This window comes from Mesorhizobium sp. Primo-A (assembly GCF_003997175.1).
Lineage (GTDB): Bacteria > Pseudomonadota > Alphaproteobacteria > Rhizobiales > Rhizobiaceae > Mesorhizobium > Mesorhizobium ciceri.
On record NZ_RZTG01000007.1, the window covers coordinates 230,137 to 245,633 of the forward strand.

Annotated in this window: 12 protein-coding genes; 1 reads left to right on the top strand and 11 read right to left on the bottom strand. The window is 63.5% G+C overall.

Translation table 11 applies throughout. The features are described from left to right. Nucleotides 1-45: 45 nt before the first annotated feature. Both EOC83_RS15110 and EOC83_RS15115 read right to left on the bottom strand, forming a co-directional pair. Complete coding sequence (locus EOC83_RS15110) at nt 46-1,146, bottom strand: isocitrate/isopropylmalate dehydrogenase family protein (RefSeq protein ID WP_063167474.1); 1,101 nt, start codon at nt 1,144-1,146, stop codon at nt 46-48. Nucleotides 1,147-1,171: 25 nt separating this feature from the next. Beyond that, on the bottom strand, nt 1,172-1,915 hold the full coding sequence (locus tag EOC83_RS15115; protein WP_013533144.1) for a glucose 1-dehydrogenase: 744 nt from the start codon (nt 1,913-1,915) through the stop codon (nt 1,172-1,174). A 141-nt stretch (nt 1,916-2,056) separates the two neighbouring features. Here EOC83_RS15115 and EOC83_RS15120 point away from each other — a divergent pair, with 141 nt between their 5' ends. Further along, on the top strand, nt 2,057-3,553 hold the full coding sequence (locus tag EOC83_RS15120) for an aldehyde dehydrogenase family protein (RefSeq protein ID WP_063167475.1): 1,497 nt from the start codon (nt 2,057-2,059) through the stop codon (nt 3,551-3,553). Nucleotides 3,554-3,653: 100 nt separating this feature from the next. On the opposite strand, the gene EOC83_RS15125 is transcribed toward EOC83_RS15120, so the two are convergent. The 9 genes from EOC83_RS15125 to EOC83_RS15165 all read right to left on the bottom strand — a co-directional run bounded on the left by EOC83_RS15125 (nt 3,654) and on the right by EOC83_RS15165 (nt 15,355). Then, nucleotides 3,654-4,550, bottom strand: a complete 897-nt coding sequence (locus tag EOC83_RS15125) for a LysR family transcriptional regulator (RefSeq protein WP_063167476.1) — start codon at nt 4,548-4,550, stop codon at nt 3,654-3,656. A 124-nt stretch (nt 4,551-4,674) separates the two neighbouring features. Further along, nucleotides 4,675-6,174 carry a sugar ABC transporter ATP-binding protein gene (locus tag EOC83_RS15130; RefSeq protein WP_063167477.1) on the bottom strand — a complete coding sequence of 500 codons (1,500 nt, stop codon included), beginning with the start codon at nt 6,172-6,174 and terminating at the stop codon, nt 4,675-4,677. 3 nt (nt 6,175-6,177) lie between these two features. After that, a complete protein-coding gene (locus tag EOC83_RS15135) occupies nt 6,178-7,272 on the bottom strand; it encodes a hypothetical protein (protein ID WP_063167478.1) in 1,095 nt (364 codons plus the stop codon). After that, the gene (locus EOC83_RS15140) at nt 7,269-9,386 is read right to left on the bottom strand and encodes an SMP-30/gluconolactonase/LRE family protein (protein WP_063167479.1); all 2,118 of its coding nucleotides are present in this window, start codon (nt 9,384-9,386) and stop codon (nt 7,269-7,271) included. The genes EOC83_RS15135 and EOC83_RS15140 overlap by 4 nt, the downstream gene beginning before the upstream one ends. Before the next feature lie 12 nt (nt 9,387-9,398). Beyond that, nucleotides 9,399-10,415: a sugar ABC transporter substrate-binding protein gene (locus EOC83_RS15145; RefSeq protein WP_063167480.1), complete on the bottom strand. Its 1,017-nt coding sequence runs from the start codon at nt 10,413-10,415 to the stop codon at nt 9,399-9,401. 33 nt (nt 10,416-10,448) lie between these two features. Next, nucleotides 10,449-11,402 carry an ABC transporter permease gene (locus tag EOC83_RS15150; RefSeq protein WP_032809776.1) on the bottom strand — a complete coding sequence of 318 codons (954 nt, stop codon included), beginning with the start codon at nt 11,400-11,402 and terminating at the stop codon, nt 10,449-10,451. A gap of 393 nt (nt 11,403-11,795) precedes the next feature. Then, nucleotides 11,796-12,620 carry an alpha/beta hydrolase gene (locus EOC83_RS15155; RefSeq protein ID WP_024502416.1) on the bottom strand — a complete coding sequence of 275 codons (825 nt, stop codon included), beginning with the start codon at nt 12,618-12,620 and terminating at the stop codon, nt 11,796-11,798. Nucleotides 12,621-12,630: 10 nt separating this feature from the next. Beyond that, nucleotides 12,631-14,112 carry an NAD-dependent succinate-semialdehyde dehydrogenase gene (locus EOC83_RS15160; RefSeq protein WP_063167481.1) on the bottom strand — a complete coding sequence of 494 codons (1,482 nt, stop codon included), beginning with the start codon at nt 14,110-14,112 and terminating at the stop codon, nt 12,631-12,633. Nucleotides 14,113-14,128: 16 nt separating this feature from the next. Beyond that, entirely contained in the window at nt 14,129-15,355 is a 1,227-nt protein-coding gene (locus EOC83_RS15165; protein ID WP_063167482.1) for an iron-containing alcohol dehydrogenase, read from the bottom strand. Between the last annotated feature and the right edge of the window lie 142 nt (nt 15,356-15,497).

The window sequence follows — 15,497 nt, forward strand, 5'->3', positions numbered from 1 at the left end:
CCGACCTTGCCAGGTCCAACAAGATTTATCCTTGGCTTGGTCATATCAGTCGCGCCCGGCAGCGAGCCGGTCGCAGACCGAACGGGTTATCTCGCTGGTCGACGCCCTGCCTTTCAGATCGGCGCTCAGAAGCCCGTTGGCCAGGCAGTCCTCGGTCACGCGACGGATGCGCGCTGCGGCCTGGTTGAGTCTCTCGTCGCCATGCTTGTGGCCGAGCCAGTCGAGCATCGAGGCTGCCGACAGGATCGTCCCATACGGATTGGCGATACCCTGGCCGGCAATGTCGGGCGCCGAGCCGTGCGCGGCCTGGAAGAAGCCGTTGGCCGCGCCGATCTCGGCTGAAGGCGCCATGCCCATCCCGCCCACCGTCGCGGCGGCGAGGTCGGACAGGATGTCGCCGAACATGTTCTCGCTGACGATGACGTTGAAATGGCCCGGTTTCACCACGAGATGCATCGCCATGGCGTCGACCAGCGCGTGCTCGGTCGCGATATCGGGATAGTCCTTCGCCACTTCGTCGAAGACGGAGCGAAAGAAGGCATAGCTGCGCAGCACGTTGGCCTTGTCGCAGCAGGTCACCCGGCGCACGCCGTCACGGGGCGCGCCGCCCGACTGGCGCGCCAGTTCGAAGGCCTTGCGTGCGATGCGCTCGATGCCGGAGCGGGTCTGCACCAGCGTGTCGACCGCCACTTCGCCGCGCAACAGCGCGCCCGATCCCCGCGCGGCGTAAAGCCCTTCGCTGTTCTCGCGCAAGATGATGTAGTCGATACCGCCGGCCTTCACTCCGCTCAACGGGCTCGGCACGCCCTCGAAAAGCCTGACGGGGCGGATGTTGGCATAGAGATCGAGTTCGAAGCGCAGCCTCAGCGTGAAATCCAGGCCTGCTTCGGTCCCATCGGGATGGATGACGCCCGGCAAGCCGCCCGCACCATGCAGGATGGCGTCCGCCTCGCGGCAGGCCTGGAAGGTCGGCTCGGGAAAGCTCTGGCCGGTCTTCAGGAAATGCTCGGCTCCGGCCGGGTATTCGCTGAAGTGCAAGGGGCTGCCGGGACCGAGCGCTGCTTTCACCACTTGAACCGCTGCGGCGCAGACTTCCGGGCCGATGCCGTCGCCATGCACCACGGCGATTTCGTAGACAGGCTTCATCGCCAACTCCCAAATGGTCTAACGCTCAGATGCACTTGCCGCCATCGACGTTGAGGTCGACGCCGGTGATCATGCTGGCCTCGTCGGAGCACAGGAATGCCGCGGCGTTGCCCATGTCCGCCGGCGTAGACAGCCTGCCGATCGGAATGGTGGCGACGACGCGGGCGCGGTTCTCTTCGCCGGAGCCGATGAAAGTGGACAGAAGTGGCGTGTCGCCGGCAACCGGATTGATGGCGTTGACGCGGATGCCGAAGGGGGCGAGTTCCACGGCCATGGCCCGGGTGGCGGCAATCGCCCAGCCTTTGGAAGCATTGTACCACGTCAAATTCGGGCGCGGCGAGACGCCGCCGGTGGAGGCGACGTTGAGGATGGCGCCTGATTTGATGGATTTGAAATGCGCGACGACCGCACGGGCGCCATTGTAGATGGATCGCATGTTGACGTTGGCGATCCGGTCGAACATCTCTTCGTCCATCGTCTCGAGCGCCAAGGGCGGCTGGGCCACGCCGGCATTGTTGACCAGTATGTCGAGACCGCCAAAGGCCGAGCGGGCCAGGTCTGCCGCCGCTTCGAAGCTTCCGAGTGTCGAGACGTCGCCAGTGATTGGCCGCACATTTTCGCCGGCTTCGGCAGCAACGCGAGCCGCGGCGGCCTCATCACGGTCCATCAACACGACCAGCGCACCTTCGGTGACGAATTTCCTGACGATGCCTTCGCCAAATCCCGAACCGCCGCCCGTGACGATAGCGACCTTGCCAGCAAGTCTCATATCTGTTCCTCCGTTGCCGGCACCATCGGGGAAGTCGCGTGCATTGCACAGTCCGATTATCTGAACGCCCTTTTAGCTTTCCTTGTTTGAGGTCGACCGGCGTGGGAGTCATAGTCGCCACGGAATTGTGAGGAGGAAGAGATGACGCTGAATTTCGACCCGCGGGCGAAGGCCACGGCGCTCTACCATGGCGAATTCCGGCCGATGTTCGTCGGCGGCAAGTGGGTTCCGGCACAATCCGGCCAGGAGATGCAGGCGCTCAACCCGGCGACTGGCGAAGTGCTGGCCACCGTGCCGCGTGGCTCGGCGGCCGACATCGATGCGGCGGTGGACGCTGCGCGCACGGCCTTCGAAGGGCCGTGGTCAAAATTCTCGCCCTACGAGCGGCAGTGCGTGCTTCTGCGCATCGCCGATCTCTTCGAGACCCATTGGGAAGAACTCAGCGTTTCCGACACTCTCGACATGGGACTGCCGATCACGCGCACGCTCGCCAACCGGCGGCGCGTCATCGGCATGCTGCGCTTCTATGCGGGCATGGCGACCGCGCTGCATGGCGAATCCATAGACAATTCGATCCCCGGCGAGATCGTCTCGTTCACAAGGCGCGAGCCGGTAGGCGTTGTCGGCGCGATCATCCCCTGGAACGCTCCGACCGCGGCGTCGATCTGGAAGATCGCGCCGGCGCTCGCCACCGGCTGCACCATCGTGCTGAAGCCCTCGGAGGATGCTTCGTTGACGCCGCTGCTGATCGCCAGGCTGATGCAGGAGGCCGGCGTTCCCGACGGCGTCGTCAACGTCGTCACCGGCACCGGGACAGAGGCCGGGGCGCGGCTCGCTGAACATCCCGACGTCAACAAGATCGTCTTCACCGGCTCGACGCTGACCGGCCAGGCCATCGCGCGGGCGGGCGTGACCAACCTCAAGCGCGTTTCCCTGGAGCTCGGCGGCAAATCGCCGATCATCGTCTGCCGCGATGCCGACATCGACAAGGCGGTTCCTGTCGCCGCGATGGCTGTGTTCGTGCATTCGGGCCAGATCTGCATCGCCGGTTCGCGGCTTTTCGTGGCCCGCGAAATCCATGACGAATTCGTGCGCCGGGTCGCCGAGTTTACCGGCAGGCTTCGCATCGGCCATGGCATCGAGGCGGAAACCGAAATCGGCCCGCTCATCAATGCCAGGCAGGCCGGCAAGGTGGTGGGCTATATCAAGGCCGGCCGCGACGAAGGCGCGGAACTGATGGCGGGCGGCTCGCGACTGACCGGCGGGCCCTACGACGGCGGCAATTTCATCGCGCCGACTGTCTTCGGTGCGGTGTCGGACAAGATGACCATCGCGCGTGAAGAGATCTTTGGTCCGGTGATTTCGGCGATGCCGTTCGACACGCTCGACGAAGCCGTGGCGCGGGCCAATGCGACGCCCTATGGCCTGGCGGCCGGCATTTGCACCAGTCATCTTGGCACCGCCCACAAGCTCGCCCGCCGCATCAAGGCCGGCTCGGTATGGGTCAACATGTACCACGCCATCGACCCGGCGGTGCCGTTCGGCGGCATGAAGATGTCCGGCTACGGCCGCGAGGGCGGCATCGAACATCTGCATGAATATCTGGAGACCAAGTCGATCTGGATCCAGACCGACTGAGGGTGCGCTGATATTCAGGTGAGGCCGGGCTGCCAATGGCGGCATTCCCAGCGCACCATTCTCGGCGCTCGTGCAAGGTGCCTGTCCGAAGGCGCGACGCTCAGTTTGCAAGTTCGCGCAAATTGGTGCGGATGAGGTTCATCAGCTGTTCGGAGAAGGAGTGGTGCACATAGCCCCGCGCGGTGATGATGCCGACCGAGCGGTGGGCGTCGCGATGGTCGATCGGCACCACCCGCATACGCTCGTCATTGCGCGAAATGGCGATGCCGGGCACCACGCAGACGCCAAGTCCCGAACACACCAGTGCCACCGCCGTCTGTGCGCTTTCGACCTCGTATTGCGGCTTGAACTCGATGCCTTCCGCCGCCGTCAGCCGATCGACAAGGCCGCGCACGGCGGTCTTGCGGTTGAGCAGGATGAGCGGATAGCGCAGCAGGTCGGAGAGCAGCAGCTTCTTTTCGCCGCCGTATATTTCCGTGGGGATGCAGGCCATCAGCGGATCGTCGAGGATGGACTCGAACTGGAAGTCCGTCAGGTTTGGCAGTTCCGGGCCGATGTAGAACTCGACCTCCTGCTGTTGCAAAAGGCCAAGCGCGGCCTGCGGCGGACTCTCGATGACCTCGACGATGCTGCGTGGATAGCGCAACTTGAATGTCGCCAGGATATCGCCCAGCCGGCTTGCCGCGAGCGTCGGGGCGCAGGCGATCTGCACTTTGCCCTTGCGACGAGCGGCGACCTCCGTCAGGCGGTCGAGGCTGGTCTGCACCTGTGACATCACGTTGGCGATCTCCTCGAACAGGATCTGGCCTTCCGGCGTCAGGCTGGCACGCTGTGCGGTGCGGATGAACAGCGAGATGCCGATCTGCTCCTCAAGGTCGCGAATCTGCATCGAGACCGCCGATGGCGAACGGTTGCTCTCCTCGGCAGCACGTCGGAAGCTGCCGTTTTCGGCGGCAAGCAAGAACGTCTGCAGAAGTTTGAGGTTGACGCTGGGCATATCCGCTCGGGCAGGGTGATCTGACCCCTGACCTATTCAGACGCGGAACCGATTGCAAGGCAATAGGGCAGGCCAGACATTGGTCCTGGCTTGGCCGGCAAAAGTGTCTCTCTTGTCGAGCCGCTCAATGAACCGCGGCGAACATGACGCGTTCCTCGGTGGCCTCCGAAAGCATCATCTCCTCGACCACGCGGCCGCGCTTGACCACCAGAATGCGATCCGAAACGGCGAGAATTTCAGGCAGGTAGGACGAGATGACAACGACGGCCATGCCTTGCTCAGCGAGATCGCTGATGAGCTGGTGGATCTCGACGATGGCGCCGACGTCGACCCCGCGTGTCGGCTCGTCGAAGATCACCAGCCTCGGCTTCTGAATCAGCGATTTGGCGATCACGACCTTTTGCTGGTTACCGCCGGAGAGCTCGATCATCCGGGCTCGGTCGCTGGTCTGCCGCAGGCTCAGACGTTCGCCCCATTCGCGGGCAAGTTGCCTGGCTCGCGCCAGCGACACCATGGAGACGGGATTGGCGCCCTCGGTCAGTTCACCCATTTGCAGGTTCTCGCCCGCGGTCATGGTTTCGAAGAAACCGTCGACCTTGCGATCCTCGGTGACATAGACGATGCCGTCGCGCACCGCAGGCCTGGGCACCCGATAGCGCACCGACTTGCCGAGCAGGCGGATCTCGCCGCCGTGGAAGATGTTGCGCTTCAACAGTCCGGCGACGACCTTGGCCATTTCGGTGCGGCCGGCGCCGACAAGGCCGAACATGCCGGTGACCTGGCCTGAAAACACCGAGAAGGAAGAGTTGCGCACCAGGCCGGCGCAGGACAGATTCTCGACCGAAAGCACCTTGTCGCCATAGGGGCGCGCCGTGCGCTTGACCTCGCCATGCAGCGTTTCGGTGAGCGTGCGGCCGACCATGGCCTGCACGATCGAGGCGCGGGTGAAGCCCTTGGCCTCGCCGGACGCGACGATCTCGCCATCGCGCATGACCGTGATGCGGTTGGCGACGGCAAGCGCCTCTTCCAGCGCATGGGTGATGAAGATGACGGCGATGCCCTCCTTCACCAGCCGCTGCAAAAGTTTGAAGAAGTGGCTCTTCTCTTCAGGCGTCAGCGTCGCGGTCGGCTCGTCGAAGATGATGACGCGGGCCTTGTGGTGGACGGCGCGCGCGATCTCCACCATCTGCTTGTGCGCCGCGCCCAGCGTGCTGACCTGCGCGGACGGGTCGACCTGGAAGCCCATGCCGGCGAGGAACTGCCGCGCCTGAATGTAGAGGCCGCGCAACCGGTTGAACATCTTCTCTTCGCCGAGATAGAGATTCTGCGCCACGGTCATGGCCGGCACCAGGTTGGTTTCCTGGAACACCATGGCGATGCCGGCGCGCAGCGCTTCGGCGGGCGTGGCGAAGGACACATCCTTGCCGTCGAAGGTCATCTTGCCCTCGGTCAGCTTGAAGACACCGGCCATGACCTTGGTCAGCGTCGACTTGCCGGCGCCGTTTTCGCCGAGCAGCGCGTGGATTTCTCCTTTGCGCAGGTCGAAATTGACATTCTTGAAGGCCGGAATGCGCGCGAATGCCTTGGCGGCATTCCTGAGTTCAATGATGTTGGCGTCCGACATCGCTTAGCCTCGCTTGCCGCTGGCGGCGCTCGCCACGCGCACGATCCTCGATCCGCCGCGCGAGGCGACCAGCAGATCATCGCCCAGCTCGCAGGCGCTCAGCGTCCCGTGCACCTTGCCGTCTGCGCGCGAATGGAAACTCGACAGCGGCTTCATGTTCTCGTCGCAAAGAACCACCAGCCCGTAGGACCTTGTCACCGCGTATGGCTTCAGCACGTTCATCTGCTTCAACTGGCTGCCTTGCATGGGCTCGCGATAGTCGCGCCATGAGCCGAGCGACGGCGCCATCCAGTAGGCCTCCGGGACTTCCGCCAGCATGCGGGTGCGGTAGGTCTCCTCGCGCAGGATGAACTCCACCAGTTGGTTGCGCACGGAATAGAAGGTCAGCCAATAGCCGGCGTTGAAGGCCGGGGCGATGCGGGCGGGGTAGGCCGGCAGATGCTCCAGCACGGGCAGCGTCGCCGTGGTGGCAAGGTCGATCGCCAGCACGCGGTGGCGCCAGGCCTCCGAAACGTAGATGCGGTTGGAGCCGGTGGTGGCGATGCCGGCCGGCCAGGCCAAGCCGTCCCTGACAAGCTCCAGCCGGCCGTTTTTTAGATCGAGCCGCCAGACCGAACCGGACACGCTCTTCTGCATCAGGTCGCGACGCCAACTGCTCGCCGGCACTGAGGCCGAACCGTTGGCCACCAGCAAGGTGTTGCTGTCGAGGAAGGTGAGAGCGGTGATGCAGGAGAGGCGCCGAGCCTCCTCACCCGTCGCCTCGCGCCCGTCATGCAGGCCGCCGTGGACGACGACGCCCTTGCCGTCGATGGCCATCGCGGTCATGCCGCGGGCATGGGCGAGTGCGGTGATCTCGCCCGGAAATTCCTGCAAGGTTTCGGCATGGCCGTCGGCGCTAAAGCGCATCAGCCGGTTGGCGCTGCTTGCCAGAATGCCCTTTTCGGTGCGTACGAGATTGTCGGCCTCGGCGAGGCCGGCGAACGGCTCGGCTTCCTCCAGTCCTTGGTTGGGCAGCAACGGCCCGTCGAGCGTCGGCACGGTCACTGCCCACTCGCCACGGCCGAGAAAGCGGTCAAGAAGCTGGCTCAAACCGCTCATGGCTTTTTGCCCCAGTAGGAATCCGAGCTGAACCAGTCGGGATCGACGCCTTTCAAGGGCAAGGTGCCCATGCGGTTGTTGAAGATGCCGCAGAGATAGAGGATGCCCTTGTGCTCGCGCATCGAGGTGATCATCGGATGCTTCTCGCCGGCCTGGTCCCACAGGCTTTCGAGGATCTGGCCGTTCTCGTCGAAGCGCAGCACGCAGCCGGTGTTGAGATTGGGCATCAGCCACGCGTCTTCCGATACGCGCCGCGCCATGCGACGGCGGAAGCTCGGCATTTCAAGCGAGAGATCCAAGGCCGGCGTGCGCATGCCCATCAGGGCCAGCCAGTAGGTACCGTCGGAGGCGCGGTTGATGTTGTCGGGATAGCCGGGCAAGCCCTCGATGACGCGCTCGACCTGGCCTTTCTTCGGGCCATCGAAATAGTAGCGGCTGATGCGGCAGGCCCAGCTTTCGGCGAACAGCACCGACTGGCCGTCGAAGGCCGTGCAGATGCCATTGGGGAAGACGAGGTTCGACAGCAGTGTGCGTGTCGAACCGGATTTGGGATCATGGACGATGATGCGTCCGTTGCCGCGGCTTTCCAGCGCGTCGGCATACCAGTCATGCATTTCGAAGCGCACTGTCGCTTCCGAGAAGACGATACGGCCGTCCGGCAGGATGTCGCAGTCGTCGGCGAGCTTCATGGTCGAGTCGTCGACCACCGAGGTCAGTGAGCGGTTGGTTTCGGCGGTCAGCAGCTTTACGTCGCCGGCCGGCGAGACCTGATAGAGGCCCATGCCAGCGACGCAGATGACGAGGTTGTCGTCGCGGTCGAAAGCCATGCCGAGCGGCGAGCCGCCAATATGTGCGAACACTTCGCTATCGGTGTAATGGGGCGGCTGGAAGCGCAGGATCTCGCCCTGGCGGCTGCCGGTGTAGAGACGGTCCTGCCGGTCGAAGATCACATCCTCCGCGCCATCGAGAACGCCGAGGCCGATGACGCCGACGTCCTTCAACCGGTCATTCACCGCCATTGGCGCGCCGGGCGCGGTCGAGATCGCCTGCGGCATCTTGGCGAAGGTTGGCGAGATGTAGACGCTGCGCAGGATCTTGTGGCGGTTCTTCACCCAGCGAACGTCGAGAAGCACCGACAAAAGCAGCACGATGCCGAGGATCAGGAAATTGACCGGGCCGGGCACGGCCAGCGCAAGCAGACTGTTCGACAGGACAAGCACGAAGACGGTGCCCATCAGCGCCTTGGCGACCGAGCCGCGCCCGCCGCCTAGCGAGATGCCGCCGAGCACGGTCGCGGTCAACACCTGCAGTTCGAGACCGGTGCCGATGTCGGAAGCGGCACTGCCGATGCGGGCCGAGAAGAAGAAGCCGGAGAGCGCCACCAGTACCGAGCACAAGACATAGGCGCTGAACAAGATGAAGCGCACATTGATGCCGGCATTGTAGGCAGAGCGGCGCGCGCCGCCGACCGCGAACAGCCGCCAGCCATAGCGGGCGCGCGACAGCACGAGATGGATGATCAGCGCGATGACGACGAACACCACAAAGGACGTCGGCACGCCCCAGATCGTACCGAAACCAAGAAAATCATAGGCTGGCGAGTCCGGACCGCTGGTGACGATCCGGGTCGAGACCTGGGGAAAGACGATGTCGAAGGTCGAGCGGTAGATGATGAGCGTCACCAGCGTGGTGAGAAACGCCCGCATGCGCAGAAAGCCAACCAGGAAGCCGTTGATGGCGCCGCAGACGACGCCGAGGCCCAGGCACGCCAACAGGCCGGTACCAAAGCTCCACTGCTCGACATTCATCCCATAGAGCGTGACCAGCACGGCGAGCGCGAAGGTCGACCCGACAGACAGATCGATGCCGCCTGACACCATGACGATGGTCATGCCGAGCACCACAAGGCCAAGCTCGGCGGTCTGGCCGCTGAGATTGGTCAGCGTCGCCAGATCGAAGAAGCCCGGCACGATCGAGCCGAAGATCGCGCACAAAATCACCAGCGCCGTGAAGGGGATGACGCTGTCGATCCACTTCTTGGTCAGGATCTCCCCGACCACGTGGTCGGGGAGCAGGCGGTAGCGCCAGCGCACAAGGCTTTCAGCCATGCTCATCAAGGAAGTCCGTTACTTGAGCTCGTCCAGCTTCCAGCAATTCCTGCCGGTCGCATTGGCCTTGTCGACGCGGGTGATCGGGCCGAAGAAGATGGTCTTCTCGCTGCCCGCCTGCCGGCCGGGCTGCTGCAGCAGCTCGGAAATCTGTTGTGCTGCGATCTCGGCCTGGATCGGGGCATTAAAGTTGAAGATCACGTCGAGCAGCCCGTTCTTGATGCTCTCGCAGCCCGTGGCGCTGCCCGCGCCATTGGTGACGATCGTCACCTGGTCCTGCTTGCCGGCGGCCACGACGGCGGCACCGGCGCCGACCTCAGCATTATCCCAGATGCCCATGATGCCGCACAGGTCCGGATGCTGCTGGAGGACCGTCTCGGTGATCTGGCGGGCCTCTTCGCTCATGTAATCGGCCGGCTGGTCGGAGACGAGCTGCAGCTCGGGATTGGCCTTCAGCACCTCGTCGATGCCGGTGCGCATGTAGATGTTGGCGGCACCCGTCTGGACGCCGGCGAGCCAGACCACCTTGTGCGAGACGGCATTGGGCCCGGTGCAGTGCTTGGCCAGTTCGCCCATTTCGAGACGGCCCATTTCGATCCAGTCGTTGCCGACATAACTGTCCGTCTGGGTGGCCGACTGCATGTTGACTTGCAGCACCTTGATGCCGGCCGCCTGCGCCTGTTTCAACAGGCGTGCGTAGGTCTGGACGTCGGGGTTCTGCACGATGATCAGGTCCGGCTTCTCGGCGATGGCGCCCTGCATGGCGCGAATGCCGGCATTGGTGTCGCCGGAGGGATCGCGCACTTCGAGGCTGAAGCCGTAGCGAGCGGCGTGACGCTGCCACACCACCACCCAGGCCTGGTTGAGGTCCATGCCCTGCGAGATTGGCACGAAGATGACCTTCTTGCCCTTGAGCGCCTCGAGATAGGTAGAGCGGCCGACCTGATCGGTTTCCTGCGCCGTGGCGATTTTCGCCGCGCCCAGCAGCGCCAGCGCTGTCATGCCCGCGAGCAGGCAGTTCTTGAACAACTTCATGGTATCCTCCCAGATTTATGTCTCGGTTCTTGTTCAGATGTCGCCGCTTTGCGAGGTCTGCTCGTCGCGCGGATTGATGATGGCGTCGATCGCCAGCGCGCCCAGCAGGATCACGCTCTTGATCAGGTTCTGGCTGGTGTAGCTGAAGTTCAGGATCGTCATGCCGTTGGTCAGGATGCCGACCAGGATGGTGCCGACGATGACGTTGCGTACGCCGCCCTGGCCACCGGAGAGGCCGATGCCGCCCAGCACGACCACCAGCAGCACGTCATAGATCAGGCTGGAATTGTAGAGGCGCGTGTCGATGCCGGTGACCAGCCCCAGCATGATGATGCCGGCGATATAGGCAATGAGGGCGCTGATGACATATTGCGTCACGATGATCGGGCGCGTCGGCAGCCCGGTCGTGCGGGCCGCGTTCGGGTTGTCGCCAGTAGCATAGACCAGCCGGCCGAAGCGGGTCTTCCTCAGGAAAAAGCCCATGAGCGCGGCCACCGCCGCGAAGATGATCACCGACATCGGGATGCCGAGGATGGTTCCGTTGCCGACGAATTTCAGCCAGCCGATATCGGAGGGGGCATAGAGCACGTCGGACGCAAAGACGATGCGGCCAGAGCCGTAGACCGAGGACGCGATGGCAAGGGTGGCGAAGATCGGCGGAATTTCGGCCACCGCCACCATGACGCCGGTGAACAGGCCGATGGCCGCGACCAGGATGGCCCCGAAGACGACGGCCAGCGTGAAGTCGACGCCCCAGGTGGAGATCCAAATACTGAAGGCGACGCCGACGACCATCACCGCCACCATGGTCAGGTCGATGCCGCGCCCAACGACGATGAGCCCCATGCCGACGGCCAGCGTGCCCAGGATCGAGACATTCTTGAGAATGGCAAGGATGTTGCCTTGGCTCAGGAAATTGTTGAGCGTCGCCGAGAACACCAGGAAGAGGACGGCCGAGATCGCGCCGACGACGAGTTCCTGGGACATTTTGATGCCCAAGCGCGCGGTGTCGGATTTGCCCGAACCAGCCAAGTCAATTCCTCCCTCGCTGCCGGTTTGAACCAGCGGCGTGCCAAAGCGGCCTTGCCCCAGGGCTTTGCCGCGACGACGTTCCTCCACAGCCCTAAGCCGGCTGCTTGCGTAAAGACCATCGCGGCTCAGGGCGGCAGGGGCAATTTCGATTTTCTGATGCGCTGTGCAGTTCGTCAGTGTGGAAAAAGAGGATGAGGAATCGTCGGTTGTGTGCTCTGCCGGATTTCACCTGTCGCAAAGCTCAGCCCGATGCCGGCAGCGTGCCGCGATCCCCGTGACGGTACTTTCCTGAGTGACGGGAATGTCAAGTAAGGCACAAGCGGGCCCTGCTCTCCCTGGGTTTCCGTCCTACAGGCCGTTTCCATCGATCATCGCCATCAGGCAATCGCCAGCTTGTGTGCCGCTGATGCCCAGATCACGCACGCTGTTCATGTGGTTTCGGTCATTCAGGCGGAGGTCGCTGACAGGGTGCCCCTGCGCGCGCAAGCGCTTTCCGAAGTCGGCGGCCTGCTGGTGAAAAGGTGACGTTTCCTGATCTCCGACGAGAATGGTCGCTGCCGTCTCCGGGTCATGCCACCGCGTCATTGGGGTGAAGGCAGCTGCCTCCTCATCGGTGATGCCGATTAACGGCTGGAGGAAGGAGGTCTGAAGGGGCTTGAGGTCGTAAAGGCCGCCTAGCAGCAGCGCCGCACGTATGCGCGACGGCATTGGCGCCTTTTCGAACAGGAATGTGGCCAGGTGCGCACCCGCCGAATGACCACTTACGCTTAGCCGGGCAGGGTCGCCGCCATGGGCGGCTATATTGTCCAGCACCCATTGTTTGGCACGCCGGATCTGGTCGACGATTGCCGCCATCCTGAATTCGGGCATCAGCGCATAATCGACGATGACCGCGATCGCCCCAGCTTTGGTGACTGTGTTCGCTACATAAGAATAGTCGCTTCTGGAGAACATGCGCCAGTAGCCACCATGGATGAAGATGTGCACGGGAAGATCCCTGCGCACACCGGGCGGAAAGAACAGGTCCAACCTTTCGGCCTCGCCCTCGCCATAGGCGATACCCGCCGATATCGGCAGGGTCGCCCGGGTTTCGGCGCTGCGAGTCACTATGTCGGCCACGATATCGTCAAAATCGGCCACATGGTCGCGCGTGCGGAAAGGGTCCTTTGACATGACTGCCGGTTCAGAAGGTGACGGCAATATATTTAGCCTCCATGAACTCGGCGATGCCGTGGTGCTGGCCGCCTTCGCGGCCAAGGCCGCTCTGCTTGACGCCTCCGAATGGTGCGGCCGGATCCGACATCAGTCCCCGGTTGAGGCCGATCATGCCGGCCTCGATCCCCGACGCCACCCGCATGCCGCGCCCAACATCGCGTGTGTATATATAAGCGGCCAGGCCATATTCCGTGTTGTTAGCATGGGCGATGGCCTGGGCCTCGGTGTCGAAGCGTGTGATAGGTGCCACCGGGCCGAAAATCTCCTCGTGCGCCATCTCCGCATCCGGCGGCACCTCGGACAGCACTGTTGGCGGATAGAAGAATCCTTCTTCCTCCGAAATCGCCCCGCCGCAAAGCACCTTGGCTCCCCGGCCCACCGCGTCCTTGACCAGGCGATCGATCTTGTCGACAGCCTTTCTGGTGATCATCGGCCCGCACTCGGTGTCGGCATTCGGGCCCGCCCCCACCTTAAGTGCCGCCATGCGCTTGCGGAGCCCGTCGGCAAAAGCATCATAGATTCCCGATTGCACATAGAGGCGATTGGCGGCGGTGCAGGCTTCGCCGGCGTTGCGCATCTTGGCGATCATCGCGCCATCGAGGGCGGCGTCGAGATCGGCATCGTCGAAGACGACAAACGGGGCATTGCCGCCGAGTTCCATAGAACACGAAATGACATGCTTTGAAGCCTCGCCGAGCAAGGTTCGGCCGACACCCGTCGACCCCGTGAAGGACAGCTTCCTGACCCGCGGATCGGCAAGCATGGCCGAAGTCAGCGGCCCGGGACTGGTCGTGGTCAGCACGTTGACGACGCCGGCAGGCACGCCGGCTTCGCTGTAGAGTGCCGCCAGCGCATAGGCCGTCAGTGGTGTTTCGCTGGCCGGCTTCAGGACGACAGTGCAGCCTGCCGCCAGCGCCGGCGCGATCTTGCGGGTCGCCATCGCGGCCGGAAAATTCCACGGTGTGATCAGCACGCAAATTCCGATCGGCTCATAATCGACCACGATCCGGTTGGTGCCGGATGGCGCGGTGCCGAATTCACCGGTGATCCGGACCGCCTCTTCGGCATTCCAGCGGAAGAACTCGGCGGCATAAGCCACTTCGCCGCGCGCGTCGCGCAGCGCCTTGCCGTTCTCCAGCGAGATCAGCATGGCGAGCGTTTCGGAGCGTTCGACCATCAGTTCGAAACAGCGCCGAAGGATTTCCGAGCGTTTGCGCGGCGCAGTTTCCCGCCATCTCCTAGCTGCTTTGGCCGCCGCCTCGACGGCGGCGGTGGCGTCCTCGACCGTCGCATCGGGAACCGCCGCGATCACCGCCCCGGAGGAGGGATCGACGACATCGATGAGCCGACCGTCGGAGGACGACCGCCAAGTGCCGTCGATGTAGAGTCCGTGCGAAAAACCGCGCACGTCATAGCCATCCTGGTCGAGTTGCTGAGTGTTCAAATTCATCGCTTTGTTCCGTTTCTCACATAACGCAGGCGGCGAGGTCGCCGTCATGGGCAGCCTGGACGAGGCGTCGCATCGTGCCGAGATCGAACGCACGCGGATTGTTCTTGATCAGGCGGTCGATGCCGAGCGCTTGCTCGGCGGTCCACTCAAGCTTATCGGCAGGGAGGCCCAGATCCGCCAATGTTGGCGTAATACCGATCGCCGCGAACAATCGCCTGATCTCCTCGATCGTGGCGGCTGCCATCGCGTCGGCGGTTCGCGCCTTGGCCTCCAAGCCAAGTGCCGCGCCGATCTCTGCCATCTCGTGAGCGGCGACGCGGCTGTTATAGGTCATCACGTAAGGCATCATTGTGGCCACGCCCAAACCATGGGCGGTGTGGGTGAGGGCGCCTGCCGGGTATTGCACGGCATGCGCCGCCGCCGTGCCGGCGGTGCCGAACGCGCAGCCCGCCGCCAGAGCGCCCATCATGACATCGGCACGCGCGTCGGCATCCGTGCCGTCGCTGCAGGCTTTCTCCAGACTCCGGCCAAGCAGCTTTATCGCGAGCAACGCGAAATGGTCTGTCAGCGCAGTCTTGCCGATGAAGACATGCTGTTGCGGCAGATTGGGATCTTCACCGCGCCGCATGGCGGTGAAGGCCTCAATCGCATGGGTCAAAGCGTCGGCGCCGGCGATCGCGGTCAGGCCAGGCGGACAGGTCATTGTCAGCTCGGGATCGCACAGAGCGACCGCGGCGATAAGGTGAGGGCTCGATATGCCGACCTTGAGCGTCCGGTCCGGGTCGGAAATCACCGCGACCGGCGTCACCTCGGAGCCGGTGCCGGCCGTGGTGGGTACGGCGATCAGCGGCAGTGTCTGACCCGGCACCTTGAACTCCCCGTAATAGTCCTGGAGCTTGCCGCCATGGCTGAGCAGCAGGGTGGCGCATTTGGCGAAATCGAGACAGCTGCCGCCGCCGATGCCGATCACCATATCCGGCCCGAACCCCTTCGCTTCCTCGACGCAGATGCCGACCGTATCGCGTGGCACGTCGGGCAGAACACGATCATGCACCAGGACCTCGATCGAGGCTGACTGAAGGGACTTGATAATGTCGGCGAATACCGTTGTGCCCGCGAAACGCTCGTCGGTGCAGACCAGCGCGCGTCGGCCGAACCGGGCGGCGACCGTCGGCAGCACATGGCGTTGCCCCTTCCCGAACAGGATTTCACGCGGCAACCGCAGGGCGGCGAAGAGGGTCATGATTGTTCCTTTGACGGCTGCTGACTGGAAACGGAGGCATTGAACTCGGTCTGGATCGGACGGTTTAAGAGTGTGTCTCTCGCACTTAAAAGATATCCGCTTTAAAATCGTATAGGATATAGGATTGCATCCGCGGAACCAT